General features: G+C 43.3%; 17 protein-coding genes. 10 read left to right on the top strand and 7 right to left on the bottom strand.

Features of this window, described 5'->3' with window-relative positions; all coding sequences use genetic code 11:
* Positions 1–501: 501 nt before the first annotated feature.
* The 3 genes from ligA to FAM09_RS18740 all read left to right on the top strand — a co-directional run bounded on the left by ligA (position 502) and on the right by FAM09_RS18740 (position 4,247).
* The gene (gene ligA / locus FAM09_RS18750; protein WP_136578673.1) at positions 502–2,601 is read left to right on the top strand and encodes an NAD-dependent DNA ligase LigA; all 2,100 of its coding nucleotides are present in this window, start codon (positions 502–504) and stop codon (positions 2,599–2,601) included.
* 68 nt (positions 2,602–2,669) lie between these two features.
* Complete coding sequence (locus tag FAM09_RS18745) at positions 2,670–3,233, top strand: NUMOD4 domain-containing protein (RefSeq protein ID WP_136578672.1); 564 nt, start codon at positions 2,670–2,672, stop codon at positions 3,231–3,233.
* Positions 3,234–3,578: 345 nt separating this feature from the next.
* On the top strand, positions 3,579–4,247 hold the full coding sequence (locus tag FAM09_RS18740) for a DUF2461 domain-containing protein (RefSeq protein ID WP_136578671.1): 669 nt from the start codon (positions 3,579–3,581) through the stop codon (positions 4,245–4,247).
* Between the two features lie 91 nt (positions 4,248–4,338).
* Here the strand turns inward: FAM09_RS18740 and FAM09_RS18735 are convergent, their stop codons facing one another.
* Positions 4,339–5,346 carry an aspartate-semialdehyde dehydrogenase gene (locus FAM09_RS18735; RefSeq protein ID WP_136578670.1) on the bottom strand — a complete coding sequence of 336 codons (1,008 nt, stop codon included), beginning with the start codon at positions 5,344–5,346 and terminating at the stop codon, positions 4,339–4,341.
* Positions 5,347–5,663: 317 nt separating this feature from the next.
* Between FAM09_RS18735 and FAM09_RS18730 the strand changes: the two genes are divergently transcribed.
* Positions 5,664–7,391, top strand: coding sequence for a lamin tail domain-containing protein (locus FAM09_RS18730; RefSeq protein WP_136578669.1), 1,728 nt, complete (start codon positions 5,664–5,666; stop codon positions 7,389–7,391).
* Positions 7,392–7,461: 70 nt separating this feature from the next.
* Here the strand turns inward: FAM09_RS18730 and FAM09_RS18725 are convergent, their stop codons facing one another.
* Positions 7,462–8,385 carry a PfkB family carbohydrate kinase gene (locus tag FAM09_RS18725; RefSeq protein ID WP_136578668.1) on the bottom strand — a complete coding sequence of 308 codons (924 nt, stop codon included), beginning with the start codon at positions 8,383–8,385 and terminating at the stop codon, positions 7,462–7,464.
* Between the two features lie 440 nt (positions 8,386–8,825).
* On the opposite strand from FAM09_RS18725, the gene FAM09_RS18720 reads away from it, so the two are divergent.
* On the top strand, positions 8,826–9,425 hold the full coding sequence (locus FAM09_RS18720; RefSeq protein WP_136578667.1) for a TetR/AcrR family transcriptional regulator: 600 nt from the start codon (positions 8,826–8,828) through the stop codon (positions 9,423–9,425).
* A 23-nt stretch (positions 9,426–9,448) separates the two neighbouring features.
* Positions 9,449–10,540: a 1,2-phenylacetyl-CoA epoxidase subunit PaaE gene (gene paaE / locus FAM09_RS18715; RefSeq protein ID WP_136578666.1), complete on the top strand. Its 1,092-nt coding sequence runs from the start codon at positions 9,449–9,451 to the stop codon at positions 10,538–10,540.
* Between the two features lie 48 nt (positions 10,541–10,588).
* Here paaE and FAM09_RS18710 read toward each other — a convergent pair whose 3' ends face one another.
* Positions 10,589–11,248, bottom strand: a complete 660-nt coding sequence (locus tag FAM09_RS18710) for a hypothetical protein (RefSeq protein WP_136578665.1) — start codon at positions 11,246–11,248, stop codon at positions 10,589–10,591.
* 139 nt (positions 11,249–11,387) lie between these two features.
* On the opposite strand from FAM09_RS18710, the gene FAM09_RS18705 reads away from it, so the two are divergent.
* Positions 11,388–12,434 carry a nucleoid-associated protein gene (locus tag FAM09_RS18705; protein WP_136578664.1) on the top strand — a complete coding sequence of 349 codons (1,047 nt, stop codon included), beginning with the start codon at positions 11,388–11,390 and terminating at the stop codon, positions 12,432–12,434.
* Positions 12,435–12,542: 108 nt separating this feature from the next.
* Here the strand turns inward: FAM09_RS18705 and FAM09_RS18700 are convergent, their stop codons facing one another.
* Positions 12,543–12,968, bottom strand: a complete 426-nt coding sequence (locus FAM09_RS18700; protein WP_136578663.1) for a hypothetical protein — start codon at positions 12,966–12,968, stop codon at positions 12,543–12,545.
* A 217-nt stretch (positions 12,969–13,185) separates the two neighbouring features.
* On the opposite strand from FAM09_RS18700, the gene FAM09_RS18695 reads away from it, so the two are divergent.
* Positions 13,186–15,843: a family 10 glycosylhydrolase gene (locus FAM09_RS18695; RefSeq protein ID WP_136578662.1), complete on the top strand. Its 2,658-nt coding sequence runs from the start codon at positions 13,186–13,188 to the stop codon at positions 15,841–15,843.
* 83 nt (positions 15,844–15,926) lie between these two features.
* On the opposite strand, the gene FAM09_RS18690 is transcribed toward FAM09_RS18695, so the two are convergent.
* The 3 genes from FAM09_RS18690 to FAM09_RS18680 form a co-directional block, all read right to left on the bottom strand.
* Positions 15,927–17,432, bottom strand: a complete 1,506-nt coding sequence (locus FAM09_RS18690; RefSeq protein ID WP_136578661.1) for a reverse transcriptase family protein — start codon at positions 17,430–17,432, stop codon at positions 15,927–15,929.
* A gap of 366 nt (positions 17,433–17,798) precedes the next feature.
* Positions 17,799–19,460: an SWIM zinc finger family protein gene (locus FAM09_RS18685; RefSeq protein ID WP_136578660.1), complete on the bottom strand. Its 1,662-nt coding sequence runs from the start codon at positions 19,458–19,460 to the stop codon at positions 17,799–17,801.
* Between the two features lie 95 nt (positions 19,461–19,555).
* Positions 19,556–22,870 (bottom strand): hypothetical protein, encoded by a 3,315-nt coding sequence (locus tag FAM09_RS18680; protein WP_136578659.1) that lies wholly within the window; start codon positions 22,868–22,870, stop codon positions 19,556–19,558.
* A 299-nt stretch (positions 22,871–23,169) separates the two neighbouring features.
* On the opposite strand from FAM09_RS18680, the gene FAM09_RS18675 reads away from it, so the two are divergent.
* Both FAM09_RS18675 and FAM09_RS18670 read left to right on the top strand, forming a co-directional pair.
* The gene (locus FAM09_RS18675; RefSeq protein WP_136579024.1) at positions 23,170–24,633 is read left to right on the top strand and encodes a DUF3375 domain-containing protein; all 1,464 of its coding nucleotides are present in this window, start codon (positions 23,170–23,172) and stop codon (positions 24,631–24,633) included.
* A gap of 5 nt (positions 24,634–24,638) precedes the next feature.
* Positions 24,639–25,262 (top strand): DUF4194 domain-containing protein, encoded by a 624-nt coding sequence (locus FAM09_RS18670; protein WP_136578658.1) that lies wholly within the window; start codon positions 24,639–24,641, stop codon positions 25,260–25,262.
* Positions 25,263–25,290 lie beyond the last annotated feature (28 nt).

Below are 25,290 nucleotides of genomic sequence, written 5' to 3'. Positions count from 1 at the left end.
GGCTATGAGCAGATTGTCAGGGTTAAGAAATACTTGATTTATACTTATTAACCTGTCTTGAAAAGTATAACAGGTTTGTTTTTGAAAACTAAATTACACCGGTAGGAAGCCTATTTGCACGCAATTGTATGATAACTACACATTCAACCTGGAATGGCTTATGCCGGTCGTCATATACCGGTAAAGATATATGGATTGTTTCACTCCCGAACACCTCTGTGTTTTTTACTACACTTTTTGACTAAGGACATGTTTCAAATACCATACCCTTTTCACGAAAGACGAAATTGCGCCAACTCATTGCCTATGAATTAGTTTTACAACCGGTATGGGTAGCTGGAATGGCGTTATTTTGAATAAAACAGCCTATTTTGCTGCATCGCAAGTACTGAGTAATTGATATTTATCAATATCGGGATGTGCTAACAGTGTCTAACGCCCTTGCAAATAAAACAGGGTATTGAACTAACTTCGCATAAAACAGTAACAACTAATTTATTTATGTATTCGCCCGACCAAACAAAATCCTTACAAAAGGCAACTACCGGTTTAATGGAAAAGAACTCCCAAGGTCATATAACCGATAAAGAGATCGAAACGCTCCGGGATGTGCTTCGTTTCCATGAACACCGGTATTATATTTTGAATGATCCGCTTATTTCCGATTTTGAATACGACCTACTATATAAAGCGCTCGAAAAATTAGAGAAAGAGAATCCTGCCATTCGCACGCCCGATTCACCTACCCAACGGGTAGCCAAAGAGCTTACCAAGGAATTTCCAACGGTTTCGCATTTGGTACCCATGCTATCGCTCGATAACTCGTATAATGCCGATGACCTTATCGACTTTGACCGCCGGGCGCGGGAATTGGCAAAGGTTGATGTTTTGGAATATTGTGTTGAACCCAAGTTCGACGGAGCCAGTATATCGTTGGTATACGAGAATGACCTGCTGGTACGCGGTGCCACCCGGGGCAACGGAGTTCAGGGAGATGATATTACGACCAACATAAAACAAATCAGGTCTATTCCCTTATCGGCTGCCATTTCAAAGTATGGCCTTGAGCAAATTGAGATCAGGGGTGAAGTGTTGATGAGTAAACAAAACTTTAAGAAGTATAACGATCAGTTGGCCGAACAAAACCTTCCGCCGTTAGCCAACCCCCGCAATGCAGCTGCTGGCACCTTGCGCATAAAAGATCCCAAAGAAGTGAGTAAGCGAAACCTGGAAGCATTTTTATACCAGGTAAGCCATTATAACCAATTACCGAAAACAACTGCCGATAACCAATTGAACAGCCACAGCGGTTGTTTGGAAATGTTATGGGAGCTTGGTTTTCGCAGCCCGGTAAAAGAGAAAAAGGTATTGAAAGGGATTGATGCCGTTATTGCCTATTGCCACGAATTTGAACACCACCGCGACGACCTGCCTTATGAGATCGATGGCATGGTGATTAAAATAAACGACATTCACCAGCAAGACCAGTTAGGAATGACCACTCATCATCCCCGGTGGGCCATTGCTTATAAATTCAAGGCACGCCAGGCTACCAGCAGGTTAAAGGCGGTAGAATTTCAGGTTGGCCGTACCGGCTCGGTTACTCCGGTTGCCAAGATTGAACCCGTACCTATTGGCGGAGTTACCGTGGGCTCTATATCATTATTTAACGAAGAAGTGATCAAAGAAAAAGACCTTATGATCGGCGATACCGTACTGGTTGAGCGGGCAGGGGATGTAATACCCTATATTGTTAAATCATTACCTGAACTGCGTTCGGGTACCGAAAAGAAAATAGATTTTCCTACCCATTGCCCCGTATGTGGCGACAAGTTGGAAAAGCCGGCCGAAGAAGCTGTATGGCGTTGCAGCAACATCAATTGCGAGGCCCAGGTTGTAGAGCGTATCATTCATTTCACCAGCAAGGACGCTATGGACATTAGGGGATTGGGCGAGGCCAACATTCGTAAGTTCTATACGTTAGGTTTCCTGAAAGACATACCTGGCATATACCAGTTGCCCTTTGATCAAATAGGAACGTTAGAAGGATTTGGGAAGAAAAGCATTACCAACCTGCAGGCAGCCATTGAAACATCCAAGTCGCAACCCATTCACCGCCTGATATACGCCCTGGGCATCCGGTATGTAGGAGAAACAACTGCAAAAACGCTTGCCCATGCGGTTAAGCATCTGTTAGAATTGAAAGATTACTCGTTGGAAGCCCTGCAAAACCTGGAAGATATTGGCCCAAAAGTAGCAGGCAGCGTTCATCAATTTTTCCATAATTGGGACAATATTGAAACCCTGCAAAAGCTGGAAACATTAGGCCTGAAGCTGAAAAACGACAAAAAGGACCTGGTAACGGGAGGCAACCTGAGCGGTCAAACGTTTTTATTTACCGGCACCTTGCCTACACTCAAGCGAAGCGATGCCGAGGCTATGGTTGAATCTAACGGAGGGAAGTTATTAAGCAGCGTAAGCGCCAATTTAAACTATCTGGTAGCGGGCGAAGAGGCTGGAAGCAAGCTGGAAAAGGCCAAAAAGATAACCTCAATCAAGATCATAACCGAAGCCGAATTCCTGTCCCTTATACATCATTGATATGATTCTTATCAATTGTTTGAATTTCACATTTGTTTTTTTGTAACTTTAGCCAAAAGGAAAAGGCGATGATAAAAAAACTCCCCAATGAGGTGTGGAAACCACTGCAGTTTCCAGGCTGGAAGCACCTCCGTAAAAAGTATGCGTTATCCTCCATGGGACGCATAGCCAGCTACACAAACGACGTTGTTGAAGACGGTAAATTGCTTCAGGGTTCCCTAACTACCGGTTACAGAACTTTGAACCTGCATCGTCCAGGCAACAACGGTACTTTGTACATTCACCGTGAGATTGCCCGTTTATTTCTGAAGAAACCCTCACTCAAAAACAAGTATGTGATTCACATCAATCACAACAAGCTTGATAATGCAGTGAAGAACCTGAAATGGGCAACGCTTGAAGAAATGATCGAACATCAGCAACACAGCCCGGCAAAGATTGCGTACAAAAAAGTACAGGCAAACAGAACCGAAGGTTTGAAGCTGAATGCGAAACAGGTTCAAGGCATTAAAAAGATCCTTAGCGACAAGAACCGGAAGATCACCATTAAAAAGTTGGCGGAAAAATTTGGCGTCTCTGAGATGACCATGTACCGCATTAAAAGTGGTGAAAACTGGGGCAGGATTAAATAGTGCCCGGTAATTGATGCAGACAATAAGTGGTGTGATCGTATAAGGCTAGCTTTCACACCACTTATTTTTTTTGGGGAAGAATACAGCCTACGCGCTTCAAGCTATAAGCAGCAAGCCAAATACAGGCAGCCACTAACAGCCACCCGGCAAACGCAAATCCACGATCTTTCATCTTACCCTTTCACGATTTCCGATCCACGACTGCCGATTCTTGCGCCCCTTTTACAATTGCCCGGCGTTTTGTATTTCACGATTGCGGATTCACGATTGCCGACTGCCGTTTCACGATTGCCAATTACCGCCTTTGTGCCTCGTTGCCTTGTTGCCTTTTCTTATCTTTGACCCATGCTACAACCTTCCACATTAAAGTTTCTAAAAGACCTCAAAAAAAACAATAACAAGCCCTGGTTCGATGCGCATCGAAAACAATATGAAGATGCCAGGAAAGATTTTGAAACGTTCATTCAGGCTGTTATAGACCGTCACGCCCAAAAAGATGACACCATACGCGAACAGGAAGCAAAAAAATGCATCTTCCGCATCAACCGCGATATTCGATTCTCAAAAGATAAAACGCCGTATAAATCGAATATGGGCGCCAGCATTAACCGCGGCGGCCGTAAATCTGTTTTTGCCGGCTATTATTTTCATTTAGAACCCGGACAAAGCTTTGTAGGCGGCGGCATCTGGATGCCTATGGCGCCGGAAATGAAAAAAGTGCGGCAGGAAATTGATTATTGCTTCGATGAGTTCAAAAAAATTGTGCAGTCGAAAAAGTTTACCACCATATACGGCGACCTGTATAAAGAAGATGATATGAGCTTAAGCAGGGTGCCGCAGGGTTTCGATAAAGATCACCCGGCAGCCGATTATTTAAAGCTGAAGAGCTGGATTGCCATGCAATCGGTGAAAGATGCCGACCTAACCGCAAAAGACCTGGTTAAAAAAACCTTGATGGCATTTGAAACACTGCAGCCGATGGTCCAATTCATTAATAGATCTCTGGAAGACTAGAAATAAAAATATTGAATATCCAATATTAAATAATGAATGTCGAAGTATGTATTTACTTCGACATTCAAAATGGGCATTCAATATTCAATATTTATAAAAGACCTTTCCCCATCAGGTACTCTGCAATTTGCACGGCGTTGGTAGCAGCACCTTTACGCAGGTTATCGCTCACGATCCACATGTTGAGGGTATTAGGCTGTGTTTCATCACGACGCAATCTACCTACAAACACATCGTCTTTTTCATGCGCATCCATTGGCATGGGGTATTGCTGGCTGGCAGGATCATCTACTACCACCACACCAGGGGCTGATTGCAACAGTTGCTTTACATCATTCAGTTCATAGTCTTTGGTGAACTCTACGTTCACGCTTTCGCTGTGGCCACCCATAACCGGGATACGAACCGTAGTTGAGGTAACCCGGATAGCATCATCGCCCATGATCTTTTTGGTTTCCAGCACCATTTTCATTTCTTCTTTCGTATACCCGTTATCGAGAAATACATCGATCTGGGGAATAACGTTCAGGTCAATGGGATATTTATACGCCATTGGGTATTCGTCTTTAGCATTTTTAACTGCTTTCTGACGTTCGCCCATCATTTGGTCAACCGCTTTTTTACCAGTACCGGTAACACTTTGATAAGTTGAAACCACAATACGGGTAATGTTATATTTTTTATGCAAAGGTTGTAAAGCCACAACCATTTGAATGGTGGAGCAATTAGGGTTGGCGATGATCTTATCATCCTTACCTAACACATTCGCGTTCACTTCCGGTACCACTAATTTTTTGGTAGGGTCCATACGCCAGGCCGAAGAGTTATCAATAACAGTAATACCTGCTTCTGCAAATTTGGGCGCCCATTCCAAAGAGGTACTGCCACCGGCTGAAAACAAAGCCACGGCAGGTTTTGCGGCAATAGCATCTGTCATGCTAACCACTTTGTATTTCTTTCCTTTAAACTCAACATCTTTCCCTACTGATTTTTCAGAGGCTACGGGAAGAAGTTCTGTAACCGGGAAATTCCTTTCGGCTAATACCTGTAACATTTTGGTACCCACTAAACCGGTGGCACCTACAACCGCGACTTTCATTGTTTGCTCCTTTTGTTTTGTTTTTTTGGTTGAACGCCCTTTTCAGCCAGGGCAATAAAATAGTTAAAATAAAAAAGCCTTCCCGTTTTGTGGGAAGGCCTCTGAATATGTTGATATACAAAGTAGTCCTCAACCTTCCCCGTGTATGGAGTTTGTCTTGGTAACCTTTGTATATTTCTTTATGTTTTGCATTTCGAGGGTCAAAATTAGTCAGCAAATGTATTATTTGCAAATTTAATTTTTATATTAATAAATAATACATTTGCCCGCCTCTCAGGTCTGGCTCTGCTTAGGTAGTAATAAACCATCTAAAAACAATGGTACTACCTATTTTACCCCGCTTATTACTGGCTTGCAGCCTCTTATTTATAATGAGCGGCTCATACGCCCAGGTTGCCAATCGCTTCGATATAGTGATCGATGAACTGCTGCCCGATCCCACGCCGCCGGTTCAATTGCCTAATGCAGAATTCATTGAACTGAAAAATGTTTCTACCACGGCCTTTAATATACGCAATTGGAAAATAAGCGACGGCAGTACGACCGCTAACATAACTAGTAGTTACCTGTTAAAACCCGATAGCTTTGTTATTATCTGTCCCAATAACGCAGTATCCGCCTTTGCCGCTTTCGGCAATACCATTGGCGTTAGCAGTTTCCCTTCCCTTAATAATGATGCTGATGTAATATCCCTGTATTCTGCCGAAGGCCGGCTGATCCATACGGTTGGTTATAACAGCAACTGGTATCAGAATGCCGTTAAGAGCGACGGAGGCTGGAGCCTTGAAATGATCGATACCAAAAACCCCTGTACGGGTATGAGCAATTGGAAAGCCAGCACTAATAACACCGGCGGTTCTCCCGGTAAAAGAAACACCCTGGATGATACCAATATAGACGAACAGCCACCGGCCATAACCAGAAGCATTACAACAGACAGCCTTACCATTTCGGTCCTGTTCGATGAACCACTCGATAGCAGCACGGCTATAGCAGCAGCTAACTATACGCTTAATAACGGCGTAGCGCATCCTGCATCAGCTTCGGTTATAATGCCCTTGTGCACAGAAGTGGTGTTAAAGTTGGCTTCTCCCCTGAATAGCCAAACGGTTTATGAATTAAAGGTGAACAATGTAAAAGACTGTGCAGGCAATGCTATTAACCAGTTGAATACTGTCAAAGCCGGCCTTCCCGTTATGGCCGATAGTATGACGATCGTTATTAATGAAGTCTTGTTCAATCCCCAACCCGATGGGTTTGATTATATTGAATTATATAACCGCAGCAACCGCACCATCAACCTGAAGCAATTGCACCTGGCAACCCGTAATGCTACCGGCCAGTTAACAGGTATTGCACCTGTTAGTGCTGTTCCTTTTTTATTCTTCCCGGGTGAATACCGGGTCCTTACTGAAAATAGCAGGTGGCTGCAACAGCAATACCTGGTAAAAGAGCCTTACTTAATTAGTGAACTGCCAGCCCTTCCTTCCCTGCCAGACGATAAAGGGATCGTTGTATTGTTAAATGCAGAAGGAAGCATTATTGATGAATTGCATTATGACCATAACTGGCATTTTGGTCTTATTAGTGACAAGGAAGGCATTGCCCTGGAACGCATCAATTACAACCAGCCCACCCAACAAAAATCAAACTGGTCCTCGGCCGCTTCAACAGCGGGTTTTGGCACACCCGGTTATCCCAATTCGCAGTTGGCGGCCGATGCGCAAATACAAGGACAAGTATCAGTTGCGCCCGCTGTTTTTTCTCCCGATAACGACGGCTTCAATGATTTTGCTATCATCGATTATCAATTGCCAGAACCCGGTTTTGTAGCTAACATTCGCATTTTTGACGCAAATGGCCGAAAAGTGCGCCACCTGGCGCAAAACGCTACCCTGGCAGCCACTGGCCGGTTTCGCTGGGATGGACTGAACGACAACGGGACAAAATTACCGGTTGGCATTTACGTGGTTTTAACGGAGATCTTTAATCTGCAGGGGAAAACCAAAAAATTTAAACAAGCTGTAACACTGGCAAGAAGATAGGAAAAACAAACCCTGCCAGCGTTTATACATGGCAGGGTTTACTGTTATATTATAATCCGGTATTCGACTTTCAAACCAGCTCAATATCAAAATTCACCAGGTCAACGAACTGTTGAATACGGGTATCAATATCAGCGCGGGTGATCTCTTTCAGGCGTTGAGGACCAAATTTTTCTACACAGAAGGAAGCCATAGCCGATCCCACTATGATACCTGTTTTCATATTATCGAAAGAAATGTCTTTTGTACGGGCAATATGGCCCATAAATCCGCCGGCAAAAGTATCTCCTGCACCGGTGGGGTCAAACACATCTTCGAGGGGTAAAGCCGGGGCAAAGAACACCTGGTCGCCATGGAATAACAGGGCGCCATGTTCACCTTTCTTAATGATCAGGTATTGGGGGCCCATCTTCATAATTTCCTTAGCTGCTTTTACCAGGGAGAACTGGGCGCTTAACTGGCGGGCTTCGCTGTCATTCAGCATCAGCACATCAACCATTTTCAGCACTTCTTCCAGTTCAGGCAAGGTGCTTTCCATCCAGAAATTCATGGTATCCATTACAATCAACTTCGGACGGGTTTTCATTTGCCTGATCACGCTCATTTGAATTTTCGGATCGAGGTTGCCCAGCATCAGGAACTCGGCGCTTTGATATGATTCCGGGACCACGGGATCAAAATCAAGCAATACATTCAGGTCGGTAACCAATGTATCGCGGCTGTTCATATCCATATGGTACTTACCGCTCCAGAAGAAAGACTTCTTATCGGGTACCACTTTAACACCTTCTAACTGCACACCTCTTTTTTGCAGCTCCTGCATTTCCTCTTTGGGAAAATCGAACCCAACGATAGAGATCTGCTGAATTGGCTGGATAAAATTACTGGCCGCATAGGCTACATACGTGGCAGATCCGCCTATAATGCGGTCGGTTTTGGCAAATGGCGTTTCGATAGCATCAAAGGCCATAGTGCCCACAACGATCAAAGACATAAGCAAATTTTTAACCCTTTTAGCTCATCCTTACAGGCGGCCCCGGGCGACTAATTAATTATTATTGAAAGGAATGATGAAAGCCTCATACAAACCCTGTTCCCCGATGGAAGGGGGTTGAAGCGGCGTGCAAACCTACGCGAAATTTTGGATGTGCTGAAACAACAAGGCGGTTTTGACAGACTATTTGTTAACTTGCTGCCATCTTGTTATTTTCGATTGCTGGCTAATGTGTTAAACACATACCACACAAAGCTACGTGACTATTTAGCAAGCCGTTTTTACGGCGGCCATGATTATGACCCGTTTTCAGTATTACTGCCCACTTAGTGTTATTGCCAATTAATCGTTAGTAAACTAATTTTATTTTTTTACCTATAATACTGTAAAACACGCTAACAATTGTTAGCATTTTATTATCTTTGACCCCCGATTCATATATGGCAAAAATTAAAAGAAACAGAAACGGTACAAGGAAAGACGTAATTATCGCCAAAGCAGCCAAACTGTTTCGCGAAAAAGGCTTTAGCGCCACTTCCATGCGCGATCTGGCCGAACATGTAGGTGTAGAGGCAGCCAGCCTGTACAACCACATCAGTTCAAAAGCCGAGATCTTGCAGGAGATCTGTTTTAAAATAGCTAATAATTTCATGTCGCATATTGAGGAAGTGGATGCCACCCCCAATAAATCGGCTATTGAAAAGATACAGGCCATTCTTCGTTTTCATATAAAGCAAATGCTGGATAACTATGAAGAAGTATATGTAAGCGACCGGGAGTGGAAACACCTCACCGATCCTTATTTATCGAACATACAAAGCCAGCGCAGGACCTACCGTCAACGCTTTGCTTCCGTAATTGAAGATGGTATTCGCAAAGGAGAAATAAAACCAATAGATGCACCCACTGCAGTATTGATCATGTTGCATGCGGTAAGTGGTATCGAATCCTGGCATCGCAGCAAAAAGAAAATTGCCGGCGAAGTGCTGGAGGATAATATGGTGCAGATACTGGTGGATGGACTCCGTAAACAAGCATAGTTTTTCATTAAAAATTTGCCCTTTTGGCTACGCATTTTCATCAATTGACGATTGCTGATATCAGAAAAGAAACGCCCGATTGTGTGTCTATCGCATTTGCGGTGCCTGATGATCTGAAAATAACCTACCTGTTTAAGCAGGGGCAAAACCTTACATTACGTACGGTTATCAATAATGAAGAAATCCGCCGTTCTTATTCCATTTGCACCAGCCCTGCTGATAATGAACTCCGCGTAGCCATTAAAAAAGCGCCTTACGGCAAGTTCTCGGTATGGGCCAATAACCTGCTAAAAAAGGGAGATGTGCTGGAAGTATTGCCGCCCACCGGCACCTTCTTTACCGAACTCAATCCTGATCATAAGAAAAGGTACCTGGCATTTGCAGCCGGCAGCGGCATTACGCCCATAATATCCATTATTAAAACAACGCTGCAAACTGAGCCCAACAGCACGTTCACACTGGTATTTGGTAATCAGAACAGAAGCAATATAATTTTTAAAGAACAGCTCGAAGCTTTAAAGAACAAGTACATCAACCGGCTGTCTCTTCACTTCCTGTTAAGCCGCGAACAAACCGATGCCACTATTTATTCTGGGAGAATAGATACCGATAAATTAAATCAATTGAGTGAAAAGTTAATTGATGTGCAGGGCATGGACGATACTTTCATTTGTGGTCCCGAACAAATGATCTTTACGGTGCTGAACTGGCTGCAACAGCAAGGCATTGATAAAAAGAAAATTCATTTTGAACTGTTTACTACACCGGGGCAGAAAGCCGAGGTAAGAAGCAAGAAGACGGAAGCAGGAAAAGAAGAAGGGGCCACTACTGAAAAAAGTAAGGTAACGGTAAAGTTAGATGGCATTGCCTTTGACTTTGATCTCCCCTATGAAGGCGAAACCGTACTGGAAGCAGCCTTACAACAAGGCGCCGATCTGCCATTCTCCTGCAAAGGCGGCGTATGCAGCACCTGCAAAGCCAAACTCATAGAAGGCAGGGTAAACATGGATACGAACTATGCCCTTGAACAGGAGGAAGTAGATGCCGGGTATATTCTTACCTGCCAGAGCCACCCGCGTACTGAAAAAGTTGTGATCGACTTCGATGTAAAATAAAGTATAGGATGGGCTTCGCCAACTGACGGCTAGCCCACCTTGTTATTATTAATCGATTATTATACCACTGTCAAAGAAAATAAGTTTTCCATTTTCATCGGCATAATACCCAGCCGGCACATCCCTGTGCCCTTTTATTGTCACTCTCCAGGCTTTTACGGTTTTATTTTCATTATTTCCAATGGCTATGGACTTTTTATAATATCCAAATTCTGCTTCGAAACAGAAATCAGCGTATTGACTATGAAAAGCATAGGACCGCTTTAGTTCGTCAGAGAATAACTTTCTTAACCGCGGAAGCGTTAAATGAGCAACTGTGTCTAACCCCGATACATCAACCGGGTTGGTAGCAACAAAATCCTGCTTATCATTCACAAATGCGAAGATCATCCCTGCATTAAAAACCCGCAAGCCATTTTTATACTGATCTACGCGCACATTTTTGTAATTATACAACTCAAATGGTTGGTACTGACGATTCCGCGTTTCCTGAAAATACCTGGCATACCTGAAATTACTATTGTCTATCCCATTGTCAGAAAACAGCTTATCAACAATTGGCACATCAGTGCTTTTGATGTCATGGTCTTTTGGGCTTATAAAAATGCGTTCAATACAACCATAATCTTCCCCATTCTCTTCATGATCCTTTTTACAGGACCCCATAAATAATGGCAGGACTATCAATAAAGTTATAAGATATTTCATAGTGTGCTTTTGTTCCACTTGACAACCAGTCGTATTCAATCGTTGCAGATTAAAAATTATCAACATCCGATGCCGGCTCAACAAATCTTTCCCATTCCATAGCTTCCCAACCTTATCTTCGCGGCCTCAAAAACAGGTTATGACCGGCATTGACAGCGTACAGTTGCAACAGGTTATCGTACATAAAGTTGGTAATCCTTCCCGTGGCGAAGACTTAAAGCTTTCCGTTAACCCGCTTACCCTCAACGATGATATGGTAAGGGCGTTACTCACCAAATACTTTCTCGGCCCCTTCAACGAGAATGAATTATATCGCTTTACCCACCTCAGCGATATAGAAATGAACGAGGTATATGCTTTTGTGCGTAAGATCTTTGAGGACCGCGAAAGCTTTACCCAACAATCTGCATTACTGGCGCAATTCCTGTACAGCAAGTCAACCCACGTAAAAGTAAAGGAAGGGGAGTTTTATGTGGTGATGTTTGACGATGTACCTTTTGATGGTGATTTTATCAGGGCCATTGGTTTATTCAAATCAGAAACCAAAGAAACCTTCCTGAAAGTATTTCAGCATGGTCCAAGCTGGGAAGTGATTCAGGAAGAAGGTGTGAACATCAATAAACTCGACAAAGGCTGCCTTATCTTCCATACCAACACAAACGAAGGGTTTAAAGTTTGTGTGGTAGATGCCACCAACAAACAAAACGATGCCCAATACTGGGTCACCGATTTTTTACAGGTAGAACCGTATGCGGACAGCTATCACCACACCGACAAATACCTGAGCCTGTGCAAAAGCTTTATCACCAATGAATACGCGGAGAAATTCGATGTTTCAAAAAGCGACCAGATAGATATGCTGAACCGGTCAATGGAATACTTTAAGACCAAAGAGAATTTCAGCATTGAAGAATTCACTAATGAGGTCATTCACCACCAGGAAGTGGTAGATACCTTTATGGACTATAAAAAGAATTTTGAATCAGCGCGCAATTTCGAAATACAGGATGAGTTCGCCATTCACGTATCTGCGGTAAAGCAACAGCAGCGCGCATTCAAAACTGTATTAAAGCTCGATAAGAACTTCCACGTTTATATTCACGGCCGTCGCGATCTTATTGAAAAAGGGGTGGATGAAATGAGTGGTAAGAAATATTATAAGTTATACTTCGACGAGGAAAGTTAATCAGTTTATGGTTTAAAGTTTTTTGTTTATGGTTCTTTCATCCAGGTATTCTTTATTACAATAAGGCTTCACGAATTTCCGGAATAACCACAAACCAACAACCATAAACTATTTTAATACTTTCGTGAACCGCTCAACCTCCAGTATTTCAGCCGGCGTAAGCGTTTCATTATTATCATATTTCGCTTTTAAGAAAAGAACCCGTTTGTGCTGCGGATATTTCGCCAGGATAGCATCCATCATTTGCCCGATCCGTTCATCTTTTTCATACATCGGTTTGGGTGGCGGTGGCGCTGATTTATAACGGGTAGGCCGCTTTAAGATCACTGCCTCCAGCGTTGCGAGTTTATTGACAGGAATTGTTTTAACCTTCAATGCCTTATTATATAATCCTTCCAATTGCTTCTTACTTAATCCGCCACGCTCCTGGTATTGTTGATTCAAACTTTGCACAAACGTAGAATGTGGTTGCGCTTCCAACAACGCATCAAGTACATCCTTAATAACATCTACGTCAATTTTTTTTCGATACATATTAATCTGTTTCCTTATTCAATTTTCACCTGATGGTAGCCGTGTTCTTTAAGCACCTCTACGCAATCGATTGCTCTACACGCAAATTTAAACAGCTCTATGATTAAATTACTAAATGCCTCCATTTGCGGTTTTTTGCGGCTATAAAGTCCTGAAATATTGCAAGATTTTGCAACATACACTGTAAATTCGGCAATACCTGCAAATAAAACCTACTATGCTAAAAAATCTACTAACTGTTTACCTGATTTGCATGCTATGTGTTTCGGCCCTGGCTCAGCCTGCGCCGAAACGCGAATTCAGGGGCGCCTGGATTGCCACGTATTCAAATATCGACTGGCCCAATCGCACGCAAACGCCGACACAACAACGCGCCGCTTTGCTCACCATCCTCGATCATCACAAAGCTACCGGACTAACGGCATTGTTCATACAGGTACGCAGCCAATGCGATGCCATGTATGCCAGTGCCATAGAACCCTGGTCGGCAGACCTCACAGGTACACAGGGCAAGGTACCCGACCCATATTGGGACCCGATGCAGTTCGCGATTGAAGAATGCCATAAACGCGGTATTGAATTTCACGCGTGGTTGAATCCTTATCGCGCTGCCGGCAACTCAAACAGCATTCCATCTTTTGCTGCTACCCACGTTACCAAAACGCATCCGGAATGGTTATTAAGTCAGGGCACCTTACGTATCCTTGATCCGGGTAAAGCAGCCGTTCGGGATTATGTTACCAGCATTATCACAGATATTGTACACCGTTATGATGTAGACGGCATTCACTTCGACGACTATTTCTATCCCTCTCCGCCCGGTGCTGGCGTAAGTCCTTTTAATGATAGCGCTTCATTTGCCGATGATCCCCGTGGTTTTACCGTACGGGCCGACTGGCGAAGAGACAATGTGAATTTGTTGATCGCAAGAATATACGATAGCATTAAAACCATAAAGCCCTGGGTAAAATTTGGCGTATCGCCTTCAGGCATCTATCGCAACAGCACCAACCCGGCCATCGGTTCTGCAACAAGTGGTCTGGAGCATTATACATCGTTGTATGCCGATACCCGCAAATGGATACAACAGGGATGGCTGGATTATTTATGTCCGCAGGTATATTGGTACATCGGGCAGCCTGGCGCCAATTACAGCGTGATAGTTCCCTGGTGGAATAATAATGCTTACGGTCGTCACATATATATAGGTCTCGCAGGTTACAAAGTAAATGATCCCGCTCAAGGTACCAACTGGGCTAACCCTTCCATGATACCAAATGAAGTACGTTTGAACCGGTCGCTCAGCAATATTTACGGCGAATCTGTTTATAATACCAATAGTTTACGCAGCAACTCCAAGCTGGGTTTCCGTGATTCACTTCGCTTATATTTTTATAACAAACCGGCTTTGTTGCCGAATATGCCCTGGCGCGATAGTATTGCTCCCGATAAGCCTTCCGGTCTTACAGCAGTTAAATACGGGAATGATTCAGTGGTATTAAAGTGGAATAAAGCTGTTACCTCCGATGAATTAAATAAAGCCTGGCAATTTGTGATCTATCGTTCAACCAATCCTGACATTGATACCAGCCTTGCAGAAAACATCCTTTACATTACTGCCAACGACACCACAGGCTATACCGACAAATCGCTTACTGCTAATACTAACTATTACTACGCAGTAACGACAACCGATCGTTTTCACAATGAAAGTACTGCTTCTAATACAGTTTCCAATCTGCCACCGGTTATCGAATGCCCGCATGACACCTTGTTGGTGTTGAATACATCATGCACTGTTGTAATACCTGACTTCAGCCAGGCAATTGTGATGCAGGCTTCTTCACCGGTCACCATAACGCAATTCCCAGCAGCGGGCAGTATTATCAACGGTCAACAGGAAACACTGATCACCTTGACTGCAACCGATGCAGGCGGCAATGCCGATACCTGCAGCTTCCTGGTGAAAACAGTTGATCATGCAGCACCGGTTATCAATACGCCAGTTCTCACAGTGGCAAATGGTGGCAGTATCATCTTGTCAACCGATTCAGCCACTTGTTCATTTACAGCAGGCAACCAATTGGATATTACCGCTACAGACAATTGCGATGATAGTTTGCTGTACGCTTATACGCTTACTTTCAACGGCATTATATCGGGCCCTGTAACTTCCAACACATTATCAGGCATAATTTTCCCGAAGGGTTCAACAATAGTATCCTGGACGGTTTCAGATCATGCCGGCAATACGGCAAGCTACAGCTATACAGTTGTTGTAAATGATACAGAAAGTCCGTTGATAACCAATGTTTCTGTAACTCCAACACAATTATGGCCGCCCAATCACAAGCTGCGCGAGGTTACCATCAACTATACAGCTACCGATAATTGCGGTGCGGTTACCAGTTCATTAGCCGTTACCAGCAATGAACCGGTAACAGGTAATCATGAGCCTGACTGGATAATCGTAGATGAGCATCATGTTAAACTACGCGCTGAACGTTTGCGTTTTAATAAGGATAGAATTTACACCATTGCACTCACTGCCACCGACAGTGCAGGCAACACCAGCAGTCAATCAACAACGATTACTGTGCCTTGCTTTCCCAATGAAGAAAATGGTTTGTTAACCGTGAAGGCCTTCCCGAACCCTTCGCCCAACCAGTTCATCATAATGACGCTGAGCACATCACCCAAATCGCTCCGCCTTGCTGTAACCGATAATGCAGGAAAGCTGGTTGAAGCCAGGCATGGATTACCATCCACCGGTTTATTTTTCCTGGGTGGCAATTACCTGCCAGGCATTTATTACCTCGAAGTAAAACAGGGAAATAATAAAGAAACGCTCAAGCTGATCAAACTGAAGCGATAATTACGGAATTCAACAGTATAAAAAAGAGATTGCTCTGAAACGGGCAATCTCTTTTTGTTTATGTATGTTTTGTATAAATGATCTTACACAACATTCCACCACGGTTTATCATCATCTTTGTTGGTATCAGTTGTATTGCTTTGTGCAGGCGGTGTTACATCTTTTTTGGGAGTTACTTCCGTTACCGGGTATTGTAACCGGTTTGATTGCAGCAGGGCCGTAATTTGATTTTGTAATTTGATGCCCTGAACCGGTTTTATCATTTTTACAAAATTGGCATAACCGGTTACTGCACTGGCCAGATTGCCGTTACCCCACTTTATTTCGGCTGCCTCTTTTGTTTTCAACTGATGCAATGCTGCCCTGAACTGGCGCAACTTTTTACGGCTGATGCCTAATTTTTCATTTACCACAACACCAGTTACTTCCTGGCAGGTTCCCTTACGCATAATGCGGATCTTATCAGGATGCACTGTAAACCCTTCGTCGGCCAATACCTTTTTTATGCGCCAAACCAATTGTTGTGCATTGGCATTTGGTTTATCGAACGAAAAGGTTACATCATCGGCATAGCGGGTATAACTGCATTGGTTTTTAGCAGCCAGGCCTTGCAATCTTATATCCAGTTTGTAACATAAAATATTAGTTATTGCCGGACTGGTTGGAGCTCCCTGTGGCAGCACCCGGTTACCCTTTTGCACAAAATAATTTTTGCCATCAATAGTCACTTCTTCGGTAACCGCTTCTGTACACAATAAAGCAAGGATAACAGCTATTTTTTCAGAATACCCCAACTGTTGTAACAGGCCTTTTACTCTTTTATAATGAATAGAAGGGAAGAAATCTTTTACATCTATATTCACTACTACTTCCTTGCCAATATGCGGCTGTGCATTGCTGATGATGGAACGTTGTAATGTAAAGCCGTGTGCGGCAGGATGAACAGCTACCTTGTTAAAGATATTCTCCAGCAGCCAGTACTGTACCTGTTTTAAACGAGGCATGGGCGCCGAGATCAATCTTTTACCACCCGATTTTTTGGGAAGAAAGAATTTTCGATAGTGCGATACGGTAGATACTTTCCTGTTAAAAGATAAAAAGCGAAGTTCTTTCAGGGGAATGCCAATGGCTAACGCAAGTTCATTCTCATTATTAAAAACAGGAAGGTTATGTTTTTGTAAGGCCGCAATGTTGTTATCAATATTATTCAACCCAACAGAAACGCCTTCACCCAGGTAAATAATTTCCGTTTCTTTTTGCTTTTTCCAGGCTTCTGCTTTTTCAAAACGGCGTTGTTCTTTTTTCTTTTTATTTTCTTCCCGTTTCAACCTGGATTCAGCCATCCGCTTCAGCCGCATTTCTTTTAATACAGCTTCCCTGTTCTGATATTTCCGCTTCTCATCATACAGCTTATTGAGTTCTTTGTTAAGCTCAGCTTCTTTCTTGATTAAAAGTTCAGGAACGGTAGGACCATTTTCATTTTTAGCCCAAAAGCCCATGCGCTTCATTTCTTCCAGTACCACATCATCTTTTGAACTTTCGCGGATTCGGTCGTATAACTCCTGACGGATGTTTCTGTTATCTGCCATGTTGGGTGAAGAAAAAAGATCATGTTTTGACAGGGGGGAAGCATGCGGCCTTCGTGCACACCGGTGACCAGATTAATCAACGCAAGGCATATGGGTACCAGTGTACTATTTAGGCACATAGTGCCGGTACTGAAAATAGTACACTGGTACCTATATGCCATAGTAAAGATTACATTTGGTGATGCATGATATAATCATGTTGCATGAACGACGAAACATCGCTCTTTCCTTTCGGAAGCAAGGTGCATGTAATTTATTTCCCCTCTGTCAAAGAACACGAAATGCGGTTAACAAATATAATTTCCTATTTCTTAATTTTTAAATAAATCAGGAACTCTTTTTTTATTTCTTATTCACGTTTTCCCATTACTTAAATCCTTCGGCTATTCTTGTTTTGTTAAACGACTGGCGAACGGCCAGCATATGCTCACAAGGCCCTTTGTATAACTTATTTTCAATATAAAAACTACAATCACAACCAGCAGATTTTATTTTTTCATCTGCATCGATCAGCAATTGCGAATTGAATGTTTTGCGTGCACCTTTTACCGTGCCCGTTAACTGCATGCTGCCATCAGCCAATTGCTGCGAGGTAAACTTTATTTCCTGAGCTTTTAATATGCCGGCAGCCATTTCTTCACGCGGGTTATCAAAACGAAGTTTCTCAAAAGGCAACGGCTCGCGGCTTAATTCCCGCAACCGGTAAACGTTTTTATTTAAGTCATAGATCACACGGCCGGCCTGGGTATAAGCGCTTAACGCCCCCGAAACCTGGGCCGATTCTATATTCAACTTGTTGGCCAGTTGCTGCGACGTGCCAAACCAGTCTTTTTGCATAGCCACAAATACCTGATGCTTGATTGCATCATCTACAGCCAGCCTGGGCGCCAACAGATCAAAATTTCCTGCATGGCTCCAGTCGTTGGTCGTCCAGCCGCTTAATCCTAAAGTGAAATTCATATCACAAAGGTCGGCTATATAAAAAGCAGGCAAACCAGTACCTAACAAGTGAACTGTGAATTTTTTAGCAACAGGGATCAGTCTTTCCAGGATCAACAACCGCCGCCTTCCCCAGGTCCTTACTTCCTGTTTGGCAGGGCCTGTATAGATACTGCGGGCGCAAATAATTTCTTTACCCCAGGGTTCCAGAATCACTTTCACAGGATGACCTGGTTCCAGGATATACCGCAATGAGCGCGGACCTCTTTTTTCTTTGAAACGGCGCAGCAACAAACAAATATTGTAAATATCCATAGGGTGTAGGTCGAATTGAATAGTGGGCAGCGTCATGGCGCTGCTCACCTGTAAGAAACCGCGTACCCAACTATCAGGCAGATCAATCTTTACTTCTTTGTATTGCTCCTCGTTGGTTGTTTCAACAGTAAACCCACTGGGATCAACCTTTAATTCTGTTTCCTTATAATCTCGTATTTTCTGAAATTCTTCATACAGGGCAGAAGAATAATCAACATTCGTGGTACCGCATTTATAATCGTCAAGCTGTTTGAACACATTGTAATTGCAACCCAGTTTACCATAGGTGGATTCATCCTGGCTGAAACATTCAAAGAACAATTCATCGGGGTGAATGGTAATTACAGGGTCCAGCACGATCCAAGCTTCACGGTTCTTTTCGTATAGATAATTGAAATATTTCTGGCGGGCTTTGAAGAAAGGAGCCAGTAATTTTTCTTTTTGGGCCCGCACATCTGTCAACTCAGCTTTTATCTGTTCCATGCGGTTATCGGCAGCTTTTCCATCATACCCGGCCATATATTCAGCCAGGAACAAGGCTTCGTTTTGCGCAACCCATTCTTTGTAAGCTGTTTTATCTTTTGGTTTAAAACGCAGATCGCTTATTACAACATCGTGCAGGGCGGAGATAGCTTCACGAAAAGCCAGCTTTTTATGCAGCTTGCCTACAAACCAGGCGCTTTCACGCAAGGTGTCGGGCGCAAACGACAATCCCGTCTTATGCATTGTGCTGGTGACTGTGCTGTTTCCTGCGAACTTATAGTTAAATAACATGAATGTCTGTTTATAAAAGGATCAGATTTGTATTAGTTACCGGTTACCAGGTGCCGGTTACCGGGGCCTGGCAACTATCAACATCATCAACTTTATCAACTTCTCACCTCTATCTCTTTTACTATCAACGGCGTTTGTACTTCATACAACGACTTCAGTTGCAGCAATACATCTATACACTTTGCCTTGTCGCCGATAGCTGCGATGGCAGAAACATCCGATAACATTGCACCGATCACTTTGGCGGCGGTTTCTGATTTACGGCCTTCGGTTAGCAGAAAATGATAGATCCTGTTTTTGGCGATGCGGCTTTTGTTCACCCGCGTTAATACTGAACGGAAGTAGAACTCCAGCGATCTTATCTTTTCAACATCATCGGCAGCGAAACGTTCCAGGTAATTGGTCGCGAACAACTGCATATTTTCACTGGGGTGCTGGCTCAAATTCAACAAATAGGTTAAGCCATGTTCGCTGGTGAAGAATTTAGTGATCAATTCCCGGCCATATGCTTCAATATCGGGTTTAACAGAATCAGCCAGGGCAATCAGGGCTTCGGGCGACCAGTCATCTGCGGTGAACTGTTCCCTGAAAAACTGCATAGCGAACTGACGGGTATCCTTCCATTTGCTGTCGAGTAATTTTACTGCAACATCTTTTTCGTATTTGATCCGCGCCACCTGTTCATTATAAAACTTCCAGCACCACGTGCGCACATTCAGGTTTTCATGGGCACCTAAGGCAATAACCTGGGCAATGGTTAACTGCGAAGGATCTGTATACTTTTGAAGAATGACAATGCCTACGTTTTGTGCCGCGGTGTAATTACCATATAATAAGTTTAATGCAATTTCTTTATTGGCGCCTTGTAAGTAATCGCTCAATTCATTGCATAAAATGCTGCTTACATCGTCATGTAACCCTTCGCTGGCTTCTTTTCTCAACAAATACGGCATCAGGGTTTCTGCTGCTCTTTCTCCAAAGGCCCTGTCCTTTTGAGCCATGCGGGCTATAACCGGGCCCAGCCCACGCCTGACATTCTGAAACGGCGATGTACAGCAAACGATAATATCATTCCCGAATTTTAATAATGCTTCGTCAGGCAATTCACCAAACAAGGCAAGTCCCAGATCGCGTACCGGCACATAACTATGTTGCAACAAGCCAAAAAGCAGAGATTTGTTTAAATCCTGCAGGTTAACAGGTTGTTTTGCTTTTAACAATTGTAATCCGAACAACAACACAGGCGGTACCGAATGCTGCAACAGGTCGGCTATAATATTAAATGGTACCTGCTGCAACTCAGCGCCAAAGAGTTCAAATAAAGTATCGGTAGCGCGTTTGATAATTTGTTCGTTCTCGCTGGTCATGGCGGAGAAAGCCATTAACTCAGCAATGGATTTACCTACCACCACCTTTTTTACATCACCGCTCAGGTTACTATTTTTAAGCAGTCCTTTTGCCCAGGTAGAGATCTCTTCATCAGCAGCAAAGAGCAGGTCTTTAATAAAATCGCCCTGCTGCAGGTATTCTTGTTGGTAAGTGCCAGCCCATTCTTTACCCTTGCTGCGGGCATTGGTATTGCGCGAATTCAACAGGGCCATAACCAGATCAGCATCTGGTTGCCTGCCCGCGAATTTCTCCACTGTTATGGTTAAACCAAAGGCAGCAGGTATGTCGAATGCAGAAAGCAATAACTTTTTGCATGCATGCTTGTCCAGTTTTTCTTTTATCTGGCTCCAGGAAGGATGCGTAGTTAAACCGCCCTGCGCAAATTCGTGGATCTCATCCAACTGCGCCTCCATGAGCAACTGGATATACGACTGCGGCAATTGGTTCCATAAATGCAGGTACGGTGTACCATTTTCATTTACCGGTGCAGTTTGCGACGCTTCATTATTGCCAGAAACAGGTTGCTCTGCATCTTTCTTCTTGCCAAAAATACCGGCGATCTTCTTTAATAAACCGGCATCATCCTTTTTATTGGCATCAGAGCTCTTGGGAATAGACCTTGTGGCCAGCAATTCCTGCTCCGATTTAATTCGCCATACCTTGTTACCGACCAATAAAAGCTCAGGATGATCGCCACTTAATACCTTATGCATGAATACGGCTTGTGCATTCTGCGGATAATGGGTTTTTACCGTGGCATAATTGCGACCGTTCCATTTATAAACAGACGTAGCGTAAGCTGCTTTAAAATCGAGCTCTTTATTATAGGCGAGCAAAATGCCGGTAGCCAGTTTTACATAATCAAGGCTATTGGCGTTGCCATACATTTGTAAACGACGGTTTACCCGCTGGCGCAAATACCTTCGCGTTCTTTGAGAATAGGCAATCCGGCTGTTTGCCTTTTTCAACTCAGAATGCGGATTCACATAGCCGCCAGCGTCCTGAATGTAAGTCTTTTGTTGCAGGTTGTTGATCGGTATTTGGTGTTTGAATGACTCCGTTTCACGTTCGAACCGGCAAGCCAACAAACCCGATATTTCATAATCATCTAACAGTTCGGCCTGCTTGAATACCGCCCTGATATGTTTGAAGTAAGCTGGCTTTAACTGAATCTGCAATAGTATCTTTTTCACAAATGGACGGACCCATTTCTTTTCAACCGAAACAAGATAAAGGCTTTCCAACCAGTTGTATTGCGGTTGTTGTTGCACTATTCTTTCCTGCAATACAGCGTCCAGTTCCTGTCCCTGCTCAGTTTCAACAGCCGTTTTTATAGCGTCGGGCAAGGAATTAAGAAAGTGCTTCAGGTGCTCTTGCTTTGCCTGTCCGCTTAAAACAGACAGCAGACCAGCACCCGCTATTTTTTTAATTACCGGCGATGTATGTTCGCTGAAAATTTGTTGTAAGGAAGATGCAACAGTTTCGTTACCGCACCGGGCCAAAGCCCATGTACAACAGTATTGATGAAGAATATCGCCGTTGTTAAATAACTTAATTATGTATGGCGCGGCCTCCTGTATCCTGTACTCGCCGGCTTTCCAAATTATGCGGGAAAGCTTCCACTGGGTACGATACGAAGTGGTATTTCCCTGCGTTGCATTATATAAGCGTTGCAAAATACCTTTTGCACGCCCGGCCGGCATCGACATCCAGTTGGCGCCAATGGTAGTTTCTGTAGTAAGGCTGAATGAAGTGGTTTTGGGTATTGTTGAAACGCCGCTTTCTGAAGTGGTATACCCCTTTAATAATTTCTCTTCCTCAAGCGCATTGTAGGTCTTTTCGGCTTCGGCCAGCGAAACCGGCACCGGCGTTTTACTGCCCTCTTTTAATTTGGAATATCTTCGACCATACCGGAAGTTCACCACATATTTATCATTACCTACATCGCAAAGGTCGATCTCATATACTTTATCGGAATTCCCCTCTTTAAAATATAGAATACTTTGTTTAATAAGGCGCATGGATAAGCTACAAATTAGAGGCAGGTAAGATAGAAAAAAACATTTGATAAAACCAACCCCGATTATTTTTAATGTGTTAAATGGCAAGTGAATATAGCAATGAAAATTTTATTTCCAGGAGGAAGAATGTCACGATTTCACAATGGCTCATGTAAATGGGTAAAACGAATACACAAATAACCATGGTATAACGGAAGAATTTATGCACAATACGGGGAGATATTGCATGAGGGAATTTGGATAATTGGCCTATTTTAGACCTTCTGTATTACCTGAAAACCAGTACAGCGATTGTGAACATGAAACAGGAAGACTTATTGTTTTTATTGACTGCCAGTCCTGCCGTACAAATGCTTCGCTCACGCAGCGCCCGCTGGTATTTACCCTTTTTATATCATGTATATAAGGAAGAGAACAGGTTTGTTATTCACGAAGACACGTTAATACAATTATTAACAGAAACCTTGTCGCACCAGGAAGATGGGACAGAAGATTTTGAAGAAGCCAAAATCATTTTCGGGGAAGATGAAGAAACCCGCAGCCGTAAATACATTTTAAGCTGGGTGCAAAAAAGAATTTTGCAAGACCTGCAGGATGCTGAAGGCAATGTACAATACCAGTTAAGCGCGCATACCGAAAAAGTATTTCAATGGCTGCTTACACTACAGGCACGCAATCACGTAGGAACGGAAAGCCGGTTTAAATTATTGTTCAACTCACTTCAGGATATTGTTGAAAAAACAGAAGATGACCGGCCCAAGCGGTTACAAATGCTAAAGGACCGTCGTGCAGAAATTGATAAAGAGATCAAAGCAATAGAGCTTGGTGTGGCGCCCGATAACTACAGTAACGCACAGGTTCAGGAGCGGTTGGAATTGTTTACCCGGCTGTGTTATGAACTGATCAGCGATTTCAGGGAAGTAGAAGACAACTTCAAGCAAATACACCGCGCCATTGTTGAGCAGCATACAAAGGCTGAACAGAACAAAGGCGCCATTGTTGGTTTTGCGTTTGCCGCCTATGATGCATTGCGCAATAGTAACCAGGGAAAAAGCTTTTATGCCTTCTGGGATTTTTTGATCTCCCGTGCCGGTCAGCAAGACTGGAAAGAATTAACGGAACAACTACTTTATCTATTAAAAGACCGCGGTATAGAAGCCGATGACAATTTTCTGCAGAACATCAAATCTTTGTTGTTAGAGCAAGGTAAAACGGTATACGATGCCAATGATAAAATGGCCGAAAAGCTCAGCCGTATTATTTCTGAAAAAGAAATTGCCCGGCACAAGCGGTTACGTCAACAGATAGGCAACATCAAGGAATTGATCTTTGACCTTATGGAAGACGAGGTAAAGGGTGGCATTACTTTGGATGAAGGCGTGGAAATAAAAATGCAGATGGAGCGCAAGTTGCTGTTCGAACAAAAGAAAGCAACCGTATCGGTAAAACAACCCGTAGCTGCCAGTGAAAAAATTGCTGATCCGGAAAGATTCAGCCGAATGGTTAACACCACTCATATCGATAAAAAAAGATTATGGCAGAAAGTAGAAGACACATTAAAAGAAAAACAAACGGCCACCCTGAAAGAAGTGCTGGAAAAACAACCGCTCGAGAATGGCATTGCTGAAATAGTAAGCTATTTTGGGTTTTTACGCGATAAAGCAAGCCGCGTACAAGTGATCCATAATACCAGCGAACATATTCCGTTAAATGAAGCTGCTACAAAATTTGTAGAAGTTCCTTATCTATTATTCAGTAAATAACTAACATGAACACCCAGCAAAAAATATTACCATATACAACTGTATTTATAAAATTGCTGAAAGGCCCTGTTGAATATGTTGAAAAAAGCACCTGGGAAAAGCTGATTCAATATAAAGTGGAGCTTACCACTTTTCTACAACAACTGGGCTTAACCCTGGTGCTCGATGAACAGGATGGCTATGCTTATGTAAAACATCTGCAAACAGAGGAAGAAGATAATCCGGTAACCTGGATACAAAGACGGTCGCTTACTTATGAAGAAAGCGTTATGCTGGTGCTGTTACGTGAAATGATGGCTGAATTTGAAGTAGGAGAAGCAACCAACCGCGAACTGATAAAAAAACGCCGTGAAATAAAGGAATATGCCGAACTGTTCTTTAAAGAAAATGCCAGTCGCGTTAAATTCCTTAAAGATATAGACAGGCTTATTGATAAGGCTGAGGAAAATGGTTTCCTCGATAAAACGGAAAATCATGATCTGGCCGATGAGCAAAAGTTTCGCATAAAGAAGATCATTAAAGCCAAAGTGGGCAGTGAAGAACTGGACCACTTCTATCAGCAGTTGCAACGAATCAGGGAAACAAAGGAATTGAATGAAAGTGTGCAGCCGGAAGAACAGAAAGTATAAAGCGAATACCTCAATATTCGGGCAACCT

Source organism: Niastella caeni (assembly GCF_004834005.1).
In the GTDB taxonomy this organism is placed as follows: domain Bacteria; phylum Bacteroidota; class Bacteroidia; order Chitinophagales; family Chitinophagaceae; genus Niastella; species Niastella caeni.
This window is presented reverse-complemented; position numbering and strand designations above follow the sequence as displayed.